Here is a 20,931-nt window from a genome sequence, read left to right as displayed (position 1 = left end):
CACCTCATCGCGCCGCTCCCGTCAGGTTCCTGCCGACGACGTCGAGGAACTCGCGGCTCTTGGCCACCAGGTCGTCGGCGTCGCGACCGGTGACCGGGACGCCCGCCTCGGCCGCGGCCCGGCGGTCCGACCGGGCCGCGAAGAAGGCGGCCCACTCCCGCAGCTCGGGTGCCGCCGCGGTGAGCAGGGCCCACACGCTGGTCGGGCGGGTGCGCTCCTGCTGCCGGGCGCGCGCCACCACGACGGCGGTCGCGGCCCGCAGCGCGGCCAGGTGCGCGGCGACGTAGCGCTCCCCCGCGCTGGCGCCGCCCTCGGCCGAGTGCAGCGACGACCGCGCCTGCACCAGGAGGGACATCGAGCCGGCCGGAACGTCGGCGGGCTGGGGCGGTCGGTGGTCCTCCACCGACCGCCGGGGAGCCGGGATCGACAGGTTGGGAATTGACATCGGCGTTCTCCTCGCACACGACGAGACGGTCCAGCCGGGGCGGGTCCGGCGGCGAGGTGCTTCCCCCACCGCACCGCCGAACCCGGATTCGAACATCAGTCCATCGAACCTCAGTTCGAACACCTGAAGATTAGCCCGCTCCCCCGATCGACTCAAGCATTGCGTCGCACATCACCTGTTCGAGCGGTGACCAGCGAAGATGATCACCTGAACGGAGGCAACGGGACGGCTCCGCCGGCACCGGCACGCGACCGGCCCGCGTTCGGGGAAAGACCTCGGCGGCCAAACCGGCTAGGGTTCCGCCCGTGACCGCCGCGCCGTCCCCCCGCTGTGACCGGATCAGCGAGCTGACCGCCGACCAGCTCCGCGCCCGCCTCACCGAAGCCCTGCACGTCTACGTGACCGCGATGGGGTACCCGCCCAGCACCGCGACGCAGCGGGGTCCGATGTGGTCGGCGCACACGATGCGGCCCGGGTGGCGCTGCGTCGGCGCGTTCAACGACCGCGACGAGCTCATCGGCATCGGCTACGGCTACCTCGGCGCCGCGGGCCAGTGGTGGCACGAGCAGGTGCGGCGCGGGCTGCTCAGCGTCGGCGGGGACGTCGACCGGTGGCTGACCGACTACTTCGAGCTCACCGAGCTGCACGTGCACCCGGGCAGCCAGGGCGGCGGACTCGGCGGGGAGATCCTGCGGCGGCTGCTCCTCGGGGCCGAGGGCAGCACCGTGCTGCTGTCCACACCGGAGGGACCGACCCGCGCCTGGCGGCTGTACCGCAGGCTCGGGTTCGACGACGTGCTGCGCGACTACCGGTTCACCGGGGACCCGCGTCCGTTCGCGGTCCTCGGCCGGTCGCTGCCGCTGGCGGACTGACCGGCCGGGGCACCTCGCGCCCCGGCCGGCGCCGGGATCACAGCAGCGCGAGCTGCTCCCGCAGCGTGTCCAGCCCCATGGCGCCCATCCGCAGCGCCTGGGCGTGGAACTCCTTGAGGTCGAACGCCGCGCCGTGCCTGCGGCGGGCGTCCTCGCGAGCGGCCAGCCACAGCCGCTCGCCGAGCTTGTAGGACGGCGCCTGCCCCGGCCAGCCGAGGTAGCGGTCGATCTCGTCGCGCACGTGCGCCGGGTCGGCGATGGTGCGGGTGAGCATGAACTCCAAGCCCAGCTCGGGCGTCCAGCGCTGCCCTTCGTGGAAGCCGGTGCCCTTCGGGATCTCCAGCTCCAGGTGCATCCCGATGTCGACGATCACCCGCCCCGCCCGGAAGAGCTGGTCGTTGAGCATCCCGAGCAGGTCGCCGTCGTCGCCGAAGTAGCCGAGCTCGCGCATCAGCCGCTCCGCGTAGAGCGCCCAGCCCTCCCCGTGCCCGGAGACGAAGCACATCAGCCGCTGGAACTTGTTCAGCCGCCCGGACTCGTGCACGCCGGTGGCGATCTGCAGGTGGTGCCCCGGAACGCCCTCGTGGTAGACGACGGTCAGCTCCCGCCAGGTCGGGAAGTCGACGCGGTCGGCGGGCACCGACCACCACATCCGGCCGGGGCGGGAGAAGTCGTCGCTGGGACCGGTGTAGTAGGCGCCGACCCCGCCGCCGGGCGGCGCGATCCGGCACTCCAGGGCCATCAGCCGGTCCGGGATCTCGAAGTGGGTGTCGCGCAGCTCGCGCAGCGCCTCGTCGGACCTGCCCTGCATCCACGCCTCGAATTCGCGCTGCCCGCGGACCAGGTAGCGCGGGTCGGCGTCGAGCGCGGCCGCCGCCTCGGCCGGGGAGGCGCCGGGCTCGATCCGCCGCGCGACCTCGCGCAGCTCCGCCTCGATCGCGGTGAACTCCTGCCAGCCCCACTCGTAGGCTTCCCGCAGGTCCAGCTGGGCGCCGGTGAAGTAGCGGGACCACAGCCGGTAGCGCTGCTCGCCCACCGCGTCGCGCTCCGGGGCCCGCGGCAACAGCTCGTCGCGCAGGAAGTCGGCCAGCTCGGCGTAGGCACCGGCGGCCGATTCGGCGGCGGCGTCGAGCTCCCGGCGCAGCGCCCCATTGACCTGCGCCCCGCCGACCTCCGCCCCGGCGACGAGCTCCGCGAAGAACGACTTCGGCGCACCGCGCCCGGACCAGGTGTCGCACTGCGCCGCCACCTTGGCGATCTGCCGCGCCGCCGAGACCGCGCCCCGGCGGGCGCCTTCGGTCAGGCCCGCGCGCAGCGAGCGCACCGATTCGCCGACCTTCGCCAGCCGGGTGGCGATGGTGCGCCAGTCCTGCTCGGTGGCGGTCGGCATCATGTCGAAGACCTGCCGGACGTCCTGCACCGGACTGGCGATCACGTTCAGCGCCGAGAGGTCGGCGTCGGCCTCGTGCAGCTCCAGGTCGACGCCCACCCGCTCCAGCAGCACCGCCTGCGCGACCCGTTCGGCGTCGTCGGCGGGCACGGCCTCGCGCGCCGCCGCGACCGCGCGCCGCGCCGCCTCCGCCCGGGCCCGGTGGCCCTCCGGCGAGTAGTCCGTCATGTCCTCGTCGTGACCCGGCAGCCCGAGGAAGGTGCCGGAAATGGGGTCGAGCGCGGCCAGCTCGTCGACGAACCGGTCGCTGATCTCGTGCACGCCCTGCTGATCAGTCGCCATGCCCGCCCACGCTAGTCGTCGCCCGCCGGAGCCTCATCCGGATTCCTCCGGCGCGGTCGTGCACCCGGCGAAAACCCGCAGCCGGTGCGACGATTCGGCAGGTGGAGCGGACAACGAGCGGTCGTCGAACGGGCCCCGCCCGCGGTGCGGTGCTGGGTCTGCTGCTGGTGCTCGTCGGGATGGTCACCAGCGGCTGCCTGCACGTGAACGCGGCGCTCACGATCGACGGCGAGGACGCCGTCGCGGGTGAGCTGGTGATCACCACGCAGACCGCCGACGGGAAGGTCCCGTTCCAGTTGACCCCGCCCGAGGACCTGGCCGACCAGGTGCGGATCACGCCTTACGCGCAGGGCGACCGGGTCGGCTCGCACCTGTCGTTCCGCGGCCTGAGCTTCGACGAGGTGACCCGGCTGAGCCAGTCGCTCACCCCGGACGACTCGCGCTACCAGTTCCAGCTCTCCCGCAGCGGCTCGCTGGTGATCCTGGAGGCCTCGGCCGACCTCACCCCGCTGGCCAACACCGACTCGTCGGTCGAGGTCAAGGTCAGCGCGCCGGGCGAGATCACCAGCACCAACGGCGAGGAGAGCGCGGGCACGGTCACCTGGGAGCTGGAACCGGGCGAGGTGACCAGGCTCGCGGCGACCTTCCAGTACGCCAGCGCGACCGGCGGCGGCTGGGTCGGCTGGGCGGCGCTGCTGACCGGCACGACCTTCCTGGTGGCGCTGGTCGTCGCCGCGCTGGCGCTGACCACCCACCTGCGGGCGCGCGCGGCCGAGGAAGCCTGAGCGCGCACCCCGCAAGGCCACCCGGACCGGACCCCTTAGGGTGAGGCGCGAGCCAGTCGTGCCCGCGGGAGCGGGACGGGGAATCCGGTCGGAAGCCGGAGCTGACGCGCAGCGGTAGGGGTGCTGGGCGAGGACACGTGCCACTGGGCCACCAGGCCCGGGAAGGCTCCTCGCCCGTACGAGCCCGAGCCCGAAGACCTGCTGGCTCGCCGGGACGCACACCGCTTCCCGGCTCGCACCCGGGCTTCGCGACCGAGCCCCGAGCGAAGGACGGTAGTCTTGCGCACCCGCCGCGCGGTGGTCCTGACCAGCCTCGCCACCCTCGCCCTCACCAGTTGCGCCGCACCCGAGGCCGGAGCACCGGCACCCGGCGCCGTGTCCGTGCCCAACTGCGACCGGGAGGTCGTGGTCGAGCAACCGCCGCAGCGCGCGGTGAGCCTGAACCAGAGCACCACCGAGATCATGCTGTCGCTGGGCCTGCAGGACCGGATGGTCGGCACCGCGACCTGGACCGACCCGGTGGACCCGGACCTGGCCGAAGCCAACGCGCGGGTGCCGAGGCTGGCCGACAACGCCCCGTCGTTCGAGACCGTGCTGAGCACCGAACCGGACATCGTGCTGGGCGCCTACCAGGCCGTCTTCACCGATGAGCGGGTCGCCTCGCGGGAGCGCTTCGGGCAGCTCGGCGTGCCGACCTACCTGTCGCCGAGCAACTGCCTGCCGGAGGAGGCGCCGCTGGGCGAACCGGTGGTGCTGGAGGACATCTACCGCGAGGTGCGGGAGATCGCGACGCTGTTCGGGGTGCCCGAGCGCGGCGAGGCGCTGATCGCGGACCTGCGCGACCGGGTGTCGGCGGCGCAGCGGAAGGTGGCGGGGCTGGACCTGCCGCCGGAGACCTCCGTGCTGTTCTGGTTCGCCCGCACCGAAACCCCGTACGTGGCGGGCGGCACCGGTGCCCCGGCGATCATGGCGCGCACCCTCGGGGTCCGCGGCACCTACGCCGACCAGCGCTCGATGTGGCCGCAGATCGGCTGGGAGGACATCCTGGCCCGCAACCCCTCGCTGCTGGTGCTCGGTGATCTGACCCGCGACGGCGAGGGCGACTCGTTGCGGGCCAAGGTCGACTTCCTGCGCGGCGACCCGGCCGTCTCCCGGCTCCCGGCGGTGCGCGAGCAGCGCTGGCTGCCGATGACCGGCACGGCGCTGAACGTGAGCCTGCAGACCATCGACGGGATCGAGGCCCTGGCCGACGCGCTGGTCGAGCTGGACCGGCAGCGGTGAGCCGCGCGCCGCGTCCCGGCCGGGCCGCGGGGCTGGTGCTGGTCGGCGTGCCCGCGCTGGTGCTGTCGATCGCGGCGGTGATCACCACCGGACCGGCCGACCTCGGTGTCGCGGAGGTCGTCGAGGTGATCGCCGCCCGGTTCGGCTGGGTCGAGACCGACCTGTCGCGGATCGCGCAGGGCATCGTGTGGGAGCTGCGGTTGCCCCGCGCGCTGCTGGCCGCGCTGTGCGGCGCCGGGCTCGCGGTGTGCGGCGCGGTGCTGCAATCGCTGCTGCGCAACCCGCTCGCGGACCCGTTCCTGCTCGGCGTGTCGGCGGGTGCTTCCACCGGCGCGGTCACGGTGGTGGTCCTCGGCCTCGGCGCCGGGGTGATCGGCCTGACCTCGGGGGCGTTCGTCGGCGCGCTCATCGCCTTCGGCCTGGTGATGCTGCTGGCCCGGCTGGCCGGTGGCGGGACCGGCCGGGTGATCCTCGCCGGGGTCGCGGGCACCCAGCTCTTCTCGTCGCTGACCTCCTACGTCGTGATGACCTCGGCCGACGCCGAGCAGACCCAGGGCGTGCTGTTCTGGCTGCTCGGCTCGCTGGCCGGGGCGCGCTGGACCGACGTGGTGATCGCCGCCGCGGTGACCGCCGCCGGGCTGGCGGTCTGCCTGTCCCAGGCCGGGCGGCTGGACGCGTTCGCCTTCGGCCAGGACGCGGCCGCCTCGCTCGGCGTGCCGGTGGCGCGGTTGCGCGCGCTGCTGCTGGTCACCACCGCCCTGCTCACCGCGACGCTGGTCGCGGCGGCGGGGGCGATCGGCTTCGTCGGTCTGGTGCTGCCGCAGGCGATGCGGTTGGTCGTCGGCCCCGGGCACCGCGCGCTGCTGCCGGTGTCCGCCGTCTACGGCGCCCTGCTGCTGGTCTGGGTCGATGCGCTGGCGGGCACCCTGGCCGCGCCGCAGGAGGTACCGGTCGGGGTGATCACCGCGATCGTCGGCGTGCCGGTCTTCGCCGCGCTGCTGGTGCGCAAGCGGGGCCTGACGTGAGGTCCGGCCACCGGCACCACCACGCGTTTTCGAGGGAGGAGCGGGCATGAGCTTCCGGACCCGGGAGCTGTCCTGGCACGCCGGTGGCGCGCTGATCGTCGACGGCATCAGCACCGAGGTGGAACCCGGCCGCACCCTCGGGCTGCTCGGGCCCAACGGGTCCGGCAAGTCGTCGCTGCTGCGGCTGCTGGCCGGGCTGCGACGGCCTTCCGCGGGCAGCGTGCTGCTCGACGAGCGGGAGCTCGGCGGGTTCGGCCGCCGCGAACTGGCCCGCCGGGTCGCGGTGGTCGAGCAGGAGTCCAGCACCGAGCTGGACCTGTCGGTGCGCGACGTGGTCGCCCTCGGCCGCACCCCGCACCGCACCGGCTGGGGCGGGGAGCACCCCGACGACGCGGCGGCGGTGCGCCGGGCGCTGGCCGCCACCGGGCTGGACGGCCTCGCCGAGCGGCGGTGGCACGCCCTGTCCGGCGGGGAGCGGCAGCGCACCCAGATCGCCCGCGCGCTGGCCCAGGAACCCTCCGAGCTGCTGCTCGACGAACCTACCAACCACCTCGACATCGCCCACCAGCTCGAACTGCTGGCGCTGATCCGCACCTTGCCGCTGACCACCGTGGTCGCGCTGCACGACCTGAACCTGGCCGCCGGCTACTGCGACCGGCTGCTGGTGCTGGCCGGCGGCCGGGCGGTGGCCGCCGGTGCCCCCGCCGACGTGCTCACCGAGGACCTGGTCGCCGAGGTCTACGGCGTGGCCTGCGAGGTCGTCGCGACCCCGGAGGGCGCTCCGCACATCCGGTTCCGCGGTCCGGTCGGCCGGTGACGCACGACGCGGTACCGATCACGCTCCGTGTCCATTCACCCGGACGTGGACGCCGCGGCGGGACCCGCCAGCCGCGGCGCGCGGACATCGCGGAGGATGGTGGCGTGCCCGTTTCGCATCCGACCACCGAGAACAGCACCGACGAGGACGCCGTCGTGGAACACGATCTACCCGGTGCGGTGCAGCACCTGCTGACCCGGTACCTCCGGCAACGACGTGCCGAGGCCGCCGACCTGGACCCGGCCTTCGGGACCGCGGTGGACAAGCTCGCCCGGTTCGTCCTCGGCGGCGGCAAGCGGCTGCGGCCCACCTTCGCCTGGTGGGGGTGGCGCGCGGCGGGCGGCGCCGCGCAGGGCCCGGAGGCGGTCGCGGCGCTGCGCGCGGCCAGCGCCCTGGAACTGCTCCAGGCCTGCGCGCTGGTGCACGACGACCTCATCGACGACTCCGACACCCGCCGCGGTCACCCGACCGTGCACCGCGAGTTCGCCGCGCTGCACGAGGAATCGGACTTCCGCGGCGAGCCGGATTCGTTCGGCACCGCCGCCGCCGTGCTGCTCGGCGACCTCGCCCTGGCCTGGGCCGACGACCTGGTGCAGGAGTCGGGGATGGGCGCCGACGCGCTGCGCCGCGCCCGCGAGCCGTGGCGGGCGATGCGCACCGAGGTGATGGCCGGGCAGTACCTCGACGTGCTGGGCCAGTTCCGGGATGACGAGACCCCGCAGGCCGCGCTGCGGATCTGCGAGCTCAAGGCCGCGTCCTACACCGTGCAGCGCCCGCTGGAGATCGGGGCCCAGCTCGCCGGGGCCGATCCCGCGACGCTGGGATCGCTGGGCCGCTTCGGCGCCGACATCGGTGTCGCCTTCCAGCTCCGCGACGACCTGCTGGGCGTGTTCGGCGATCCGGAGGTGACCGGCAAGCCCGCGGGGGACGACCTGCGCGAGGGCAAGCGGACGGTGCTCATCGCCGAAGCGGTGGACAACGCGCGGCGGCAGGACGACCAGCAGGCGCTGGCCGAGCTGCGCGGCGTGCTCGGCGACGCCGACCTCGACCCCGCGCGGGTCGAGCGGACGCGCGGGCTGCTCACCCGGCTCGGCGCGGTCGACGCGGTGGAGCGGCGGATCACCGACCTGACCGGGTCGGCGATCCGGGCGCTGCGCTCCGCGGGGGTCGCCGAGCCCGCCGCGACCGAGCTCGCCGAGCTGGCCATCGCGGTGACCGACCGCACCCGCTGATGCGCACCGTCACCGGCCGCACCGACCACGTCGTCATCGTCGGCGCCGGGCTGGCCGGGCTCGCCTGCGCGCTGCACCTGGCGGGGGCCGGGCGGCGGGTCACCGTCGTCGAGCGGGAGGAGGTCCCGGGCGGACGCGCCGGGCTGCGGCTGCTCGACGGCTACCGGATCGACACCGGACCCACCGTGCTCACCATGCCCGAGCTGCTCGACGAGGCGCTGGGCGCGGTGGGCGGGTCGATCGACGACGCGCTCGACCTCGTCCCGCTCGACCCGGCCTACCGGGCCCGCTTCGCCGACGGTTCCGTGCTCGACGTGCGCACCGGCGGCGAGGCGATGGAGGACGAGGTCCGCCGCTTCGCCGGCCCCGGGGAGGCGGCCGGGTACCGGCGGCTGCGGCGCTGGCTCACCGAGGTCTACCGGGCCGAGCTGGACCGCTTCATCGACGCGAACTTCGACTCCCCGCTGGACCTGGCCTCGCCGGAGCTGGCCCGGCTGGTCGCGCTGGGCGGCTTCGGCCGCCTCGACCGCGCGATCGGCCGCTTCCTGACCGACGAGCGGCTGCGCCGGGTGTTCTCCTTCCAGGCGCTCTACGCCGGGCTCGACCCGCGCCAGGCCCTGGCGCTGTACGCGGTGATCCCGTACATGGACACCATCGGCGGCGTGTGGTTCCCGCGCGGCGGGATGCACGCGGTGCCCACCGCGATGGCCGACGCGGCGCGCCGTGCCGGGGTCGAGTTCCGCTGGGGCGCCGAGGTGGAGTCGCTGGAGCGGCGCGGCGACCGGATCACCGCGGTGCGCACCCGGCACGAGCGGATCGCCGCCGACGCCGTGGTGCTCACCCCGGACCTGCCGGTCGCGCGGAGGCTGCTCGGCGAGCGGCCCCGGCGGCGGTTGCGCTGGTCGCCGTCGGCGGTGGTGCTGCACGCGGGCACCACGACGAGCTGGGACGACGCCCACCACACGATCTCCTTCGGCGCGGCGTGGCGCTCGACGTTCACCGAGATCATCCGGGACGGGCGGCTGATGACCGACCCGTCGCTGCTGATCACCCGCCCCACCGCCACCGACCCGGGGCTGGCGCCGCCCGGCCGCGAACTGCACTACGTGCTGGCGCCGTGCCCGAATCTGGCGACCGGGCCGCTGGACTGGGCGCGGATCGGCCCCGCCTACCAGGAGGAGCTGCTGGGCGTGCTGGAACGGCGCGGGTACACCGGCTTCGGCACCGCGCTCGACGTGGCCGAACTCGTCACCCCCGCCGACTGGGCGGCGCGCGGCCACGCGGCGGGCACCCCGTTCTCGGCCGCGCACACCTTCCCGCAGACCGGGCCGTTCCGCCCGCGCAACCTGGTGCGCGGGCGGTCCAACGCGGTCCTGGCGGGATCCGGCACCACTCCCGGCGTGGGGGTGCCCCCGGTGCTGCTGTCCGGCAAGCTCGCCGCCCGCCGGATCACGGGCTGACCAGGGCGGAGTGCGCGAGGGGTCAGAACCCCATCGCCTGAGCGCGCCTCTTGACCTCCCTGCCCCGGTCCCCGCGCAGCGCGTCGATCGGGGTGCCGGGCAGCGTGTCGTCGGCGGTGAACAGCCAGCGCAGGATCTCGTCGGGGTGGTAGCCGGAGTCGAACAGCAGCGTGATCGTGCCGGGCAGGCCCTTCACGATGTCGGTCTCGGCGAAGAACGCCGTCGGGACGCCGAGCTCGCCGTCGCGCCGGATCGCGAGCAGGTGGCCATCGCGGATCAACTGGTGCACCCGGGTGACCGACCGGCCGAGTCGCCGGGCGACCTCGGGCAGCGGGGTGAGCTCCACGTCGGGAGCGAGCACATCCTGGGCAGCGGGAATCGCACTCACGCCGCACACGATGCCACATCGGCCCGACGGTCGCCGAGCACCGGACGGGGTGGTGGTCGATCCACCGGATCGGGCACCGGGCCCGCCGCGGCACCCCTACGATGGGCGGTCGTGCCCCGACATCGACCGCAGCCGCCGCCCTCGACCGGGCCTTCGATCCCTCACCTGCCACAATCGTGGCGGAACGACTACCCGGCGGTTGGCGGCAGATGACTCATGAGAACCGGTCCGGTCGAGGGGGCAACCTCGTCGGCGCCATGCTCGAACGGCGGTACCGGGTCGACTCGCTGATCGCCCGGGGCGGCATGTCCACCGTCTACCGCGGGCTCGACACCCGGCTCGACCGGCCGGTGGCGCTGAAGGTGATGGACGAGCAGTACTCCGGCGACCGCTCCTTCGTGGAGCGCTTCGAGTCGGAGGCCCGCGCCGCCGCCCGGCTGCACGACCCGAACATCGTCGCGGTCTACGACCAGGGCGTCGACCGCCGCGCCGACGGCGACCACGTGTTCCTGGTGATGCAGCTCGTCGAGGGCTGCACGCTGCGCGACCTCATCGTGGACCGGGGCAGGCTGCCGGTGCCGCTGGCGCTCAGCGTGCTCGAACCGGTGCTCTCCGCGCTGGCCGCCGCGCACGGCGCCGGCATGGTGCACCGCGACGTCAAGCCGGAGAACGTGCTGATCGGCGAGGACGGCACCGTCCGGGTCGCCGACTTCGGCCTGGTCCGCGCGGCGGCCTCGGCGGGCACCACGAGCGGCAGCGTCATCCTCGGCACCGTCGCCTACCTCTCCCCCGAGCAGGTCACCACCGGCGCCGCCGACCTGCGCACCGACGTCTACGCCGCGGGCGTGGTGCTGTTCGAGATGCTCACCGGGCACCCGCCCTACGTCGGGGACACCGCGCTGTCGGTGGCCTACCGGCACGTCAACGACGACGTGCCCGCTCCGGGCACGCAGGTCGACGGCGTCCCGCCCGCGCTGGACGAGCTCGTGGTCCGCGCCACCCGCCGCGACGCGCAGGCGCGTCCCGCCGACGCCGCCGCGATGCTCGCCGAGGTGCGCCGGGTCCGCGGGGAGCTCGGCATCGCCCCGGTGCCGGTACCGGTGCCCAGCAGCGCCGAGCGCACCACCGTGATGCCCACCGCCCAGCACCCGCCGCCGGAGCAGGGCGATCCGCCGACCGAGCAGTTCGCCGCGGTCCGCGACGTGCCCGCCGCCGGACCGCAGGGCACCCGCGCGCTGCAACGGCCCCGCTCGGCCGAGGAGGAGGACCGCACCCAGGAGTTCGGCGCCGTCGCCGCCGGTCCCTCGCCGCGCGAGCAGGAGCGCCGCCGGGGCAAGCGGGCGGTCGTGGCCTGGACCGCCGTCGTCGCGGTGCTGGCCCTGCTCGTCGGTGGCGTCGCGTTCTGGTTGGGCACCGGCGGCAGCTCCGTCCAGGTCCCGCAGCTCGTCGGCAAGCCCGAAGCCGAGGCGCAGCAGGCGTTGCAGACCGCGGGCCTGCGCTCCACCGTCACGAAGGAGCACGACAACGCCGTGCCGGAGGGCGTGGTGATCAGCTCCTCGCCGGAGCAGGGCGCCCAGGTCTCCACCGAGCGCGAGGTCGCGCTGGTCGTCTCGCTGGGCAAGCCCGCGGTGCCGCCGATCGCCGAGGGCACGCCGCTCGCCGAGGCGGAGATCGAGGTCCGCAACGCGAAGTTGCAGCCCGTGCACGACGAGTCCGCCGACGAGTACCACCAGTCGGTGCCCGAAGGACGCGTGATCCGGGTCGATCCCGCACCGGGCACCCGGCTGGACATCAGCTCCGAGGTGCGCCTGATCGTGAGCCGGGGACCGCCGCCGGTCCCGGTGCCCGACGTGCGCGGTGCCAGCAAGGAGGAGGCGTTCGCGATCCTGAGCAACGCCGGGTTCACCCCGTTCGAGGCCGGGCAGCAGTTCAACGCCGACGTCGAGGGCGGGCACGTCATCGCCACCGACCCGGGCGCCGGTACCGAGGTGCGGCTCGCGGGCAGTCCGCGGATCGGCGTGGTGCTGTCCAACGCCGTCGCGGTGCCCGACCTCAACGGCACCACCGTGGAGCAGGCGCAGCAGGCGATGGCCGAACGCGGGCTGGTGCTCGACGTCAACGCGCTGTGGAACCGGCCGAACATGCGGATCTTCGGCCAGCTCCCGACACCGGGCAGCCGGGTGGAGCCGGGGTCGACGGTTCGGGTGACCGCCTTCTGAGCGTGATGATGATCTCAAGGTAGGTCCGTAACGACCTCCCGCCACCCTGTTGACCAGCGGCGACGGCGACTGGGAAGATCGTCGGATAACCCCGGAACGGGGGATTTGGGCTGGTCGCGCGGGCACCGGCCGTTCGGTGTGGAAATATTGGCCGCACCATGTCCCCGACTGCACCTGCCACGTCGGCGAGCGGTCGGCCCGAGGGGGTCGGCAGGGCCACCGGCGTTCTCGACCTCGGCGGACGCCTGCTGCGCGGTCCGCTGCCGCTGCGCACCATCGCACTGGGCGCCGTCGGCTCCGCACTGCTGCTGATCGGTTCGATCGGCGCGGGCGGCACGCTCGTGCACGATCCGGTCCTCGGCTCCGGCCCGCTGTCCGCGCTGCGCTACGGGCACGGCCGGGACCTCGCCGTCACCGTCGTCTACACCGGGTTCGCGCTGCTGGTGTGGGCCTGGGTGCGGCTCGGACGCGGCGTGCTGGCCCACCTCGTCGACGCCCGCGGCGTGCTGCTGGCGATGAGCGCCTGGCTGCTGCCCATGTTGCCCGCGCCGCCGCTGTTCACCCGGGACGTCTACAGCTACCTCGGGCAGGGCCTGCTCGCGCTGCACGGCCTGGACCCGTACGCGGTGGGGCCCTCGGTGCTGGCCGGGCCGATCCCGGAGAACGTCCACCCGACCTGGCAGACCACGCCCGCGCCGTACGGGCCGCTGTTCATCGGCGTGGCCAAGGGCGTCATCCTGCTCGCCGGGCACGACGTCATCGCCAGCGTGATCGTGATGCGGCTCGTGCTGCTGGCCGGGCTGGCGATGGTGGTGCTCGCGCTGCCCGGTCTGGTCGCCCACCTCGGCGGCAGGCTCCCGGTGGCGCTGTGGCTGGTCGCGGCGAGCCCGATGACGGTGGTGCACCTGGTCGGCGGGCCGCACAACGACCTGCTCATGATCGGGTTGCTGCTGCTGGGCACGCTGCTGGTGCTCGAGGGCAGGCACGGCTGGGGGATCGGGCTGGCCTCGGCCGCGATGGCGATCAAGGCGACCGGCGGCTTGGTGCTGCCGTTCCTGGTGTGGGTGTGGGCCGCGCACCTGGCGGGCTCGCCCCGGCAGCGGTTCGTCCGCGCGGTGGTCCCGGCGCTGGGCATCTTCGCCGTCGTATTCGGCTCCTGCATGGCGCTGGCCAAGGTGGGCTTCGGCTGGCTGCCCGCGCTGTCCGCGCCGGGCATGATCGTGAACTACCTGTCCGCGCCGACCGGGTTCGGGCAGGTGCTGCACACCCTGGTATCGCTGTTCGCGGACGTCGACACCTGGCCGTTCGTCGACTTCGGGCGCGCCGTCGGGTCCTTGGCGCTGGCCGCGGTCATCGGCTGGCAGTGGTGGCAGGCCCGCGCGGGCGGGGTGATCGCGATCCGCCGGGCGGCCGTCGTGCTGGTCGCCGCCGCGCTGCTGTCGCCGACCGTGCTGCCCTGGTACCTGACCTGGGGCTTGGCGCTGGCCTGCGCGCTGCCCTGGACGCCGCGCGCGCTGTCCTACGTCGTCGGCGCGTCCATCGCGCTGGTGCTGGCCTACTACCCGGACGGCGAGCAGGCGATGTACCACTGGCCGTTCGTGGCGGTCGGCATCGCGGCGGCCGTCCTCGGCTCCGCCTCGCTGCTGCGCTACGACCCGCTCGGCTTCAACGACTTCCTCGGCAGGCGACAGCGCGGCGGCTGACGGCCACCCCGGAGCAGCTCACCCGCAGGAGCGTTGAGTGAGGGGCACCCTTGTCCAAGTTACTTGGGCAAGGGTGCCCCTCACTCAACGCTCCTGCGGGTGACCGGCGCAGAACCGGGCGCCGGTCGGGTGGGTCAGTGGCGGAGCATCTCGGCGACCAGGAACGCCAGCTCCAGCGACTGCTGGGTGTTCAGGCGCGGGTCGCAGGCCGTCTCGTAGCGGCCGGCGAGGTCGGTGTCGGAGATGTCCTGGGCGCCGCCGAGGCACTCGGTGACGTCCTCACCGGTCAGCTCGATGTGGATGCCACCGGGGTGGGTGCCGAGCCGGTGGTGCACCTCGAAGAAGCCCTGCACCTCGTCGACGACCCGGTCGAAGTGCCGGGTCTTGTAGCCGGTGCTGGCCTCGTGGGTGTTGCCGTGCATCGGGTCGCACTGCCAGATGACCTGGTGACCGGAGGCGGTGACCTTCTCCACGATCGGCGGCAGCGCGTCGCGGACCTTGCCGTTGCCCATCCGGCTGATCAGGGTGAGCCGGCCCGGCTCGTTGTTCGGGTCCAGCCGCTCGACGTACTCGACGGCCTGCTCCGGGGTGGTGCTCGGGCCGATCTTCAGACCGATCGGGTTCGAGATCAGCTCGGCGAAGGCGATGTGCGCGCCGTCGAGCTGGCGGGTCCGGTCGCCCACCCACAGGAAGTGCCCGGACAGGTCGAAGAGCCGGGGCGTCGGTCCGCTGGTGTCGAGCCGGAGCATCGCGCGCTCGTAGTCCATCACCAGCGCCTCGTGGCTGGCGTAGAACTCGACGCCGTGCAGGCTGCTGTCGTCGACGCCGCAGGCCGCCATGAAGCGCAGCCCCCGGTCGATCTCGGCGGCCACCGACTCGTAGCGCTCCCCCGCCGGGGAGTTCAGCACGAAGTCCTTGTTCCAGTCGTGCACCTGGGTCAGCGCGGCCATCCCGGCGCTGGTCAGCGCGCGGGAGAGGTTCATCGCGGCGCTGGCGTTGGCGTAGGCGCGGATCAGCCGCGACGGGTCGTGCCGCCGGGCGTCCTCGTTCGCCTGCAACGAGTTGACCATGTCGCCCCGGTAGGACGGCAGGCCCAGGGCGTCGGTGTCGCTGGAGCGCGGCTTGGCGTACTGGCCCGCCAGCCGGCCGACCTTGACCACCGGCATGCTCGCGCCGTAGGTCAGCACCACGGCCATCTGCAGCAGGGTGCGGATGTTGCCCCTGATGTGCGGCTCGGTGTTGTCGGCGAAGGTCTCGGCGCAGTCCCCGCCCTGGAGCAGGAACGCCTCCCCGCGCGCGACGGCGGCGAGGTTGTCCCGCAAGCGGTCCACCTCGGTCGGCACGGTCACCGGCGGTACGCTCTCCAGCACCTTGCGCACCTGCTCCGCCTGTCCGGCGTCGGGCCAGGTGGGCTGCTGCGCGGCGGGCCGGGCCAGCGCATCGTCGAGCCGGTCGCGCATCTCCTGCGGCAGCGGAGGCAGGTCCGGCAAATCATCAACGGGGACGTCGACGCTCCAGTTCACCCCACCAGAATAGGGGTTCGACGCCACCGATTTTCACGTGGGAGAGGTGACGCACAGCCCGGATGGTCCTGGGCAGCTCGATTCAGCCGTCCGCCAGCTTGCGGTGGTCCCAGCTGATGGTCCGGGTGGGGGTGAAGCGCAGCCCGACCCGCTTCGCCGCCCGCTCCCGCAACTCCTCCGGGTCCTCGCGCTCCCGCGCCCCCGCGTAGCGGCGGGCCAGCCCGGCGCCGATGCGCCGCACCTCGGCCGGGTCGTCGAGCACCTCCACCGAGCACTCCAGCGACACGCCCCGGAGCTGGTCGTAGCTCTCCCCCGCCTCCAGCAGCAGCGTGGCCCGGGGATCGCGGCGCAGGTTCACCGTCTTCTGCGACTTGCCGAAGGACCACACCTCGATGCGCGGCCCGTCGGGCACGAACCACATCGGCACCAGGTGCGGCCGTCCGCCGGGCTTCACCGTGGCCAGCACCACGACCCGCCGGGCGGCGATGAACCCGTCGATCTCGGCCTGGGTCATGGTGATCCGGTCACGTCGCGACATCGTCGTCCTCCGATCGGCCGGGGTCGATCCTCGCCGGGCAGCGACGCCCCGTCAACGCCCGCCCGACCGGTCGCCCAGGCTGGCGAGGAACGCGCCCCACCGGGCGCGCGGGAACGCCAGCACCGGCCCAGCGGGATCCTTGGAGTCCCGCGCGACGACGGCACCCCCGACGAACGCGACCTCGACGCAATTCGCTCCGTTGTCGCTGTAGCTGGAGCGACGCCACCCAGCGCGGGGGCTCACCGGTCGCCCAGGCTGGCGAGGAACGCGCCCCACCGGGCGCGCGGGAACGCGAGCACCGGCCCGGCCGGATCCTTGGAGTCCCGCGCGACGACAGCGCCCTCGACGAACGCGACCTCGACGCACGCACCCTGGTTCATGCTGCGGTTCGACTTCCGCCAGCGGAGGACGGGCACATCACGCACTGGGGCCTCCTAGGTCAGCTCACTGAGCACCTCTCGGATGAACGCCTTGGATTCTTCCTGATCCAGGGCTTCTTCGCGAAGCGCTTTCGCGATCCCCCGGTACGTGCCGATGAGGACCGGATCTTCGACGTCGTAGCGAGCTCCGAGCACGGGATGGCCCTCGACGAAGACGCCGGGGCTGAAATCGTCGAACTCCAGCAGGATGAACTTGCCGTCCATACCCGAATGCGCCCCGACACTCGTGGGCATGACCTGGACGCCGACGTGGGGCCGTTCAGCCATCTCGACGAGGCGCCGCAGCTGCGCTCCGTGAATCTCGCTCCCGCCGATCGGCCGCCGCAGCGCGGCCTCCTCGATCACCACGTCCAACGCGAGAGGGATCGGCTCGGCGAGACGGCGCTGGCGCTCAAGCCGGAGTTCCGCGACCTTCGATCGGTGCTCCGGCTCAACCGTTCGGCTGGCCGCAGTCAACGCCGTTGCATAACCCGTGGTTTGCAGGAGTCCGGGTATGACGAGCTGTTCGTAGTTGAACTCGTAAGCGGCCTCTCCCTCGGACCCGAGGAAGAACGCGAACCAGTCCTCGACCACCTCGGCGTACGGCGCCCACCAGCTCGGTTCCGCCGAGCGGCGTGCCTGCTCGACAAGCGTGGCCGACTCCTCAGGAGGCGCGCCGTAGTAGCGCAGCAGGTCGCGAACGTCGCGATGCTGGAGCCGGTACATGCCCGCCTCCATCTGACTGATCTTCCCGCGCGAGCAGCCGAGTTCTTCGGCGGCCTCGTTCGTCGCCCGCCGTGCCTCCGCCCTGAAATGGCGCAGACGCACACCGATCCTGCGCCGTTGTGCGGGCGGGCCGAGTTCCTGGACCTGCTCCGCCAGCTCACCCAGGACGAGGCGCCTCGGGTGTTCTCGCTCTGCGCGGAGGTGGGCGAGCGCTACGACGGGCACGTCGAGTTCTGGGGGATGGCCTTCGACGACCACGTCGACGTGATCAGCGCTTCCGGGCGGCTGCGCGGGACGTTCCGGTCCGCGGAAGCGGCGTTGCGGCGGCTGTCCGGTGGGGGCCGCTTGCACCTGGTGTGGGTCGACGGGCGCCGCTGAGGTCTTCGGCGGCGCCCGTCGCCGGGGTCAGCCGCGAGCGGGTTCCGGGGTGGCGAGCCGCTGCTGGTACTCGTGCTCGACGGCGTCGGCGTCGTAGCCGACCGGCTCCCAGCGCTTGGCCAGCAGGGCGACCATGCCCAGCAGCGGGGCGGCGGCGATCACCCAGAACACCCCGGTGCCGAACGAGGCGCTGAGCACCGGGAAGAAGAACAGCGACAGCGTGGAGCCGACGCGCAGCGTGCCCTGGTTGAAGCCGATGCCGGTGCCGCGCAGCTCGGTCGGGTAGCTCAGCGACGCGAAGTTCATGAAGTTCGCGCCGGGGCCGCCGCCCTGGGCGAACATGAAGCCGCCCAGCGCGAACAGCGCCAGCAGCACCCAGGCCGTCGACGACGGATCGCCGATCACGGCCAGCACCACCAGCGCGGTGAGCTGGACCGCGAAGCCCCAGAAGGTCATCCGCCAGGCGCCCGCCGAGTTCGCCAGCCGCATCCCGAGCAGGCCGCCGGTCACCGCGAAGACCAGGTTGAGCACCAGGGACGCCGAGATCGTGTTCAGGTCCCCCTGGCCGAGCAGGCTCGCGATGATGATCGGCAGGCCGTAGGCCACCGCGTTGTAGGAGAAGGTCTGGGCCAGCGCCACCGCCAGCGCCTGGAAGGTGCGGGGCCGGAACCGGCGCGCGAACAGCGTCCGGAACTGGTGCAGCGAGGCCCGCGGCTTGGACTCCCGCTTCGGCCGCTCGGCGTCCTCGGCCACGACCGCGTCCACCCCGTACGAATCCCGCAGGATGCGGGCCGCGCGTTCCAGGTCGCCCTGGTTGGCCGCCCAGGACGGCGACTCGTTCATGTACTTGTTGCGCACCAGCAGGATGACGATCGCGGGCACCGCGCCGAAGCCGACCGTGAACCGCCACAGCAGGTCGTGCTGCGAGTCGGGCAGCAGGAAGTACAGCGCCAGGATGACCAGGTAGCAACCGCTGGTCGCCACGTACCAGGCCGGCGACCAGGAGGCCGTGCGCGACCCCTTGCTGCCCTTGCCGCGCAGCCGGGAGAACTCGGCGAGGAAGGCCATCGCCACCGGGATGTCCATGCCGACCCCGATGCCCATCAGGAACCGGAACACGATCAGCACCTCGGCGTTGGGCGCCAGCGCGCAACCGATCGCCGAGACGACGAAGAACAGCATGTCCGCCATGAAGACCCGGTACCGGCCGAGCCGGTCCACCAGCACGCCGCCGAGCCAGGCGCCGAGGATCGCGCCGACGCTGATCGACGCGGTGACCGCGCCCGCGCCCGCCGGGGAGAGGCCGAACTCCTCCCGGATCTGGGTGATGCCGTAGGCCAGCGAGGTCAGGTCGTAGGCGTCGAGGAAGATGCCGCCGAGGGCCAGCAGCACGATCATCTTCGCGTGGCTGCCCCGGGCCGCGCCGGAGTTGACCAGCTCGGTGACGTCCCGGGCCGAGCGGATGAGCACGGTCTCGCGCTCGGCGGCAGGTTGGGTGGACACGGGGAGCCCCTTCCAGGTGTCGCGCCGTTGGATTCGCGACGGGCGACGCTACCTGGTGGGACACCCCGGTCCAGATCGTGGAACAGCCGGTGTCGGCGCCGCGTGACCGGCCGGACACCCCGGGTGCCGATGCCCGGCCGGATGCGGCGAACGTCTCAGTCCCGGCGGGACCGCGGCGGCCCTCAGCCGAAGAGGACCTCGGCTTCGGCCAGGCGCTCCGGCGGCACCGTCTTCAGCTCGGCGGTCGCCTCCCGCAGCGGCACCCGGACGATGTCGGTGCCGCGCAACGCGACCATGCTGCCGAACTCGCCCGCCGCGACGGCGTCGATGGCGTGCAGCCCGAACCGGGTGGCCAGCACCCGGTCGTAGGCGGTGGGCGGGCCGCCGCGCTGGGTGTGGCCGAGCACCACGGCCCGGGACTCCTGCCCGGTGCGCTCGGCGAGCTCGTCGGCCAGCCAGGTGCCGACGCCGCCGAGCCGGACGTGGCCGAAGGCGTCGCGCTCCCCGGTGGCCAGGAGCTCCTCCCCGCCCGCGGGCACCGCGCCCTCGGCCACCACGACGATCGGCGCGTACTGCCGCTCGAACCGCTGGCGCACCAGGTCGCAGACCTTGTCGACGCTGAACGGCTGCTCCGGCACCAGGATCACGTTCGCCCCGCCGGCCAGGCCGGAGTGCAGCGCGATCCAGCCCGCGTGCCGCCCCATCACCTCCACCACCAGCGCCCGGTGGTGCGATTCGGCGGTCGTGCGCAGCCGGTCGATGGCCTCGGTGGCGATGTGCACCGCGGTGTCGAAGCCGAAGGTGTAGTCGGTGGCGCCGAGGTCGTTGTCGATCGTCTTGGGCACCCCGACCACCGGCACGCCGTCGTGGGTGAGCTGCTCGGCGACGCCGAGGGTGTCCTCGCCGCCGATCGCGATCAGCGCGTCCACCCCGTGCTCGGCGAGCGTCGCCTTCACCCGGGCGACGCCGTCGTCCACCTTGTACGGGTTGGTGCGCGAGGAGCCGAGGATCGTGCCGCCCCGGTTGAGGATCTCCTCCACCGAATCCAGCGTGAGCGGTGTGGTCAGCCCTTCGAGCGGGCCGAGCCAGCCGTTGCGGAATCCCACGATCTCGTGGCCGTGGATCGAGATCCCGTTGCGGGTCACCGCTCGCAGCACCGCGTTGAGCCCCGGGCAGTCCCCACCGCCGGTGAGCACTCCGACACGCATTCCAGCCTCCAGCCGTCAGCATCCAGGTCTCCCCCGGATCGACAGCCTGTCATGGACTGGATCGGTGCAGCAAGTAATCGGCCGATCACCGCGCGTCCTCGGGTTCCCCTGCGGCCGGCGCCGCGCGGTGGGGGCCGCGGTCGATCAAGCGAGGCCGCGCTGGTGGCGGGTCCGCTCCAGCACCTCCCACCGGCGCAGGTTGTGCCGCGCGTCGGCGAGGGCGTCGTGCGCGTTGGCGGGGGCGGCGGGCAGCCGGGGCTTGCCCAGGTCGTCCCAGCGCTGCCGCAGGTCGCGGGTGAACTTCGGGATGGCCGGGGGCAGCGCGGGCATCGCGCCCCAGAGCTGGGCCAGCGCCACGTGGTCGTAGGCGGCGTACCAGGCCCACAGCTCGATGCCCTCGTCGCCGTGCGCGGTCAGGAAGTCCAGCAGGGCGTCGCGGATCGCGGCGCGGGACAGCCAGCGCTGGTCCGCGGGCGGCGGCAACTGCGGCAGGACGTGGCGCCGGACCCACTGCCCGGCCTTGCCCGCGTCGAACTCGGTGGACACCGCGTAGAACTCGCGGCCGGACTCGTCGACCACCCCGATCGACACCAGGTCGATGGTGTACCCGTCCTCGATGAATTCACAGTCGTAGAAGAACCGCACCCGGTCAGGTTAAGCGCCGGTGCGGCGCGCTC

Annotated in this window: 21 protein-coding genes and 1 riboswitch; of the genes, 10 read left to right on the top strand and 11 right to left on the bottom strand. The window is 73.4% G+C overall.

Annotated features, from left to right (window positions below):
* Positions 1-4 precede the first annotated feature (4 nt).
* Entirely contained in the window at positions 5-445 is a 441-nt protein-coding gene (locus ABD976_RS19520; protein ID WP_345365230.1) for an SAV_6107 family HEPN domain-containing protein, read from the bottom strand.
* Between the two features lie 305 nt (positions 446-750).
* Between ABD976_RS19520 and ABD976_RS19515 the strand changes: the two genes are divergently transcribed.
* Positions 751-1,317, top strand: coding sequence for a GNAT family N-acetyltransferase (locus ABD976_RS19515; RefSeq protein WP_345365228.1), 567 nt, complete (start codon positions 751-753; stop codon positions 1,315-1,317).
* 37 nt (positions 1,318-1,354) lie between these two features.
* Here ABD976_RS19515 and ABD976_RS19510 read toward each other — a convergent pair whose 3' ends face one another.
* Positions 1,355-3,049, bottom strand: coding sequence for a DUF885 domain-containing protein (locus tag ABD976_RS19510; RefSeq protein ID WP_345365226.1), 1,695 nt, complete (start codon positions 3,047-3,049; stop codon positions 1,355-1,357).
* 101 nt (positions 3,050-3,150) lie between these two features.
* On the opposite strand from ABD976_RS19510, the gene ABD976_RS19505 reads away from it, so the two are divergent.
* From ABD976_RS19505 to crtI, 6 genes are all read left to right on the top strand, one after another.
* Positions 3,151-3,834 (top strand): DUF3153 domain-containing protein, encoded by a 684-nt coding sequence (locus tag ABD976_RS19505; protein WP_345365224.1) that lies wholly within the window; start codon positions 3,151-3,153, stop codon positions 3,832-3,834.
* Between the two features lie 36 nt (positions 3,835-3,870).
* Positions 3,871-4,054, top strand: a riboswitch (cobalamin riboswitch).
* A gap of 59 nt (positions 4,055-4,113) precedes the next feature.
* Complete coding sequence (locus ABD976_RS19500) at positions 4,114-5,115, top strand: ABC transporter substrate-binding protein (RefSeq protein ID WP_345365222.1); 1,002 nt, start codon at positions 4,114-4,116, stop codon at positions 5,113-5,115.
* Entirely contained in the window at positions 5,112-6,140 is a 1,029-nt protein-coding gene (locus ABD976_RS19495) for a FecCD family ABC transporter permease (RefSeq protein ID WP_345365219.1), read from the top strand. The genes ABD976_RS19500 and ABD976_RS19495 overlap by 4 nt, the downstream gene beginning before the upstream one ends.
* A gap of 46 nt (positions 6,141-6,186) precedes the next feature.
* Positions 6,187-6,957 carry an ABC transporter ATP-binding protein gene (locus ABD976_RS19490; protein WP_345365217.1) on the top strand — a complete coding sequence of 257 codons (771 nt, stop codon included), beginning with the start codon at positions 6,187-6,189 and terminating at the stop codon, positions 6,955-6,957.
* A 104-nt stretch (positions 6,958-7,061) separates the two neighbouring features.
* Positions 7,062-8,189, top strand: a complete 1,128-nt coding sequence (locus ABD976_RS19485) for a polyprenyl synthetase family protein (protein ID WP_345365215.1) — start codon at positions 7,062-7,064, stop codon at positions 8,187-8,189.
* Complete coding sequence (gene crtI / locus ABD976_RS19480) at positions 8,189-9,649, top strand: phytoene desaturase family protein (protein WP_345365213.1); 1,461 nt, start codon at positions 8,189-8,191, stop codon at positions 9,647-9,649. Before ABD976_RS19485 ends, crtI begins: the two co-directional genes overlap by 1 nt.
* Positions 9,650-9,671: 22 nt before the next feature.
* Here crtI and ABD976_RS19475 read toward each other — a convergent pair whose 3' ends face one another.
* A complete protein-coding gene (locus ABD976_RS19475; protein ID WP_345365211.1) occupies positions 9,672-10,037 on the bottom strand; it encodes an Rv2175c family DNA-binding protein in 366 nt (121 codons plus the stop codon).
* Between the two features lie 257 nt (positions 10,038-10,294).
* Between ABD976_RS19475 and pknB the strand changes: the two genes are divergently transcribed.
* On the top strand, positions 10,295-12,256 hold the full coding sequence (gene pknB, locus ABD976_RS19470) for a Stk1 family PASTA domain-containing Ser/Thr kinase (protein ID WP_345365209.1): 1,962 nt from the start codon (positions 10,295-10,297) through the stop codon (positions 12,254-12,256).
* A gap of 158 nt (positions 12,257-12,414) precedes the next feature.
* Entirely contained in the window at positions 12,415-13,959 is a 1,545-nt protein-coding gene (gene mptB / locus ABD976_RS19465; protein ID WP_345365207.1) for a polyprenol phosphomannose-dependent alpha 1,6 mannosyltransferase MptB, read from the top strand.
* A gap of 134 nt (positions 13,960-14,093) precedes the next feature.
* Here the strand turns inward: mptB and ABD976_RS19460 are convergent, their stop codons facing one another.
* The 5 genes from ABD976_RS19460 to ABD976_RS19440 form a co-directional block, all read right to left on the bottom strand.
* Positions 14,094-15,482, bottom strand: coding sequence for a class II 3-deoxy-7-phosphoheptulonate synthase (locus ABD976_RS19460; protein WP_345365205.1), 1,389 nt, complete (start codon positions 15,480-15,482; stop codon positions 14,094-14,096).
* An 82-nt stretch (positions 15,483-15,564) separates the two neighbouring features.
* Positions 15,565-16,020 (bottom strand): pyridoxamine 5'-phosphate oxidase family protein, encoded by a 456-nt coding sequence (locus ABD976_RS19455; RefSeq protein WP_345365203.1) that lies wholly within the window; start codon positions 16,018-16,020, stop codon positions 15,565-15,567.
* Positions 16,021-16,071: 51 nt separating this feature from the next.
* Positions 16,072-16,263 carry a DUF397 domain-containing protein gene (locus tag ABD976_RS19450; protein WP_345365201.1) on the bottom strand — a complete coding sequence of 64 codons (192 nt, stop codon included), beginning with the start codon at positions 16,261-16,263 and terminating at the stop codon, positions 16,072-16,074.
* Positions 16,260-16,445 carry a DUF397 domain-containing protein gene (locus ABD976_RS19445; protein ID WP_345365199.1) on the bottom strand — a complete coding sequence of 62 codons (186 nt, stop codon included), beginning with the start codon at positions 16,443-16,445 and terminating at the stop codon, positions 16,260-16,262. Before ABD976_RS19445 ends, ABD976_RS19450 begins: the two co-directional genes overlap by 4 nt.
* A gap of 9 nt (positions 16,446-16,454) precedes the next feature.
* Positions 16,455-17,267, bottom strand: a complete 813-nt coding sequence (locus ABD976_RS19440) for a helix-turn-helix domain-containing protein (protein ID WP_345365197.1) — start codon at positions 17,265-17,267, stop codon at positions 16,455-16,457.
* Here ABD976_RS19440 and ABD976_RS19435 point away from each other — a divergent pair.
* Positions 17,253-17,543: a hypothetical protein gene (locus ABD976_RS19435; RefSeq protein ID WP_345365195.1), complete on the top strand. Its 291-nt coding sequence runs from the start codon at positions 17,253-17,255 to the stop codon at positions 17,541-17,543. The genes ABD976_RS19440 and ABD976_RS19435 overlap by 15 nt on opposite strands.
* Positions 17,544-17,570: 27 nt before the next feature.
* Here the strand turns inward: ABD976_RS19435 and ABD976_RS19430 are convergent, their stop codons facing one another.
* The 3 genes from ABD976_RS19430 to ABD976_RS19420 form a co-directional block, all read right to left on the bottom strand.
* Positions 17,571-19,046, bottom strand: coding sequence for an MFS transporter (locus ABD976_RS19430; protein WP_345365193.1), 1,476 nt, complete (start codon positions 19,044-19,046; stop codon positions 17,571-17,573).
* A 182-nt stretch (positions 19,047-19,228) separates the two neighbouring features.
* On the bottom strand, positions 19,229-20,254 hold the full coding sequence (locus tag ABD976_RS19425; RefSeq protein WP_345365191.1) for a 6-phosphofructokinase: 1,026 nt from the start codon (positions 20,252-20,254) through the stop codon (positions 19,229-19,231).
* A gap of 144 nt (positions 20,255-20,398) precedes the next feature.
* On the bottom strand, positions 20,399-20,899 hold the full coding sequence (locus ABD976_RS19420) for a polyadenylate-specific 3'-exoribonuclease AS (RefSeq protein ID WP_345365189.1): 501 nt from the start codon (positions 20,897-20,899) through the stop codon (positions 20,399-20,401).
* Between the last annotated feature and the right edge of the window lie 32 nt (positions 20,900-20,931).

The sequence above is a fragment of the Saccharopolyspora cebuensis genome (genome assembly GCF_039542665.1).
Lineage (GTDB): Bacteria > Actinomycetota > Actinomycetes > Mycobacteriales > Pseudonocardiaceae > Saccharopolyspora > Saccharopolyspora cebuensis.
The sequence above is the reverse complement of the archived record's forward strand: the minus strand, read 5'-3'. Positions and strand labels throughout refer to the sequence as shown.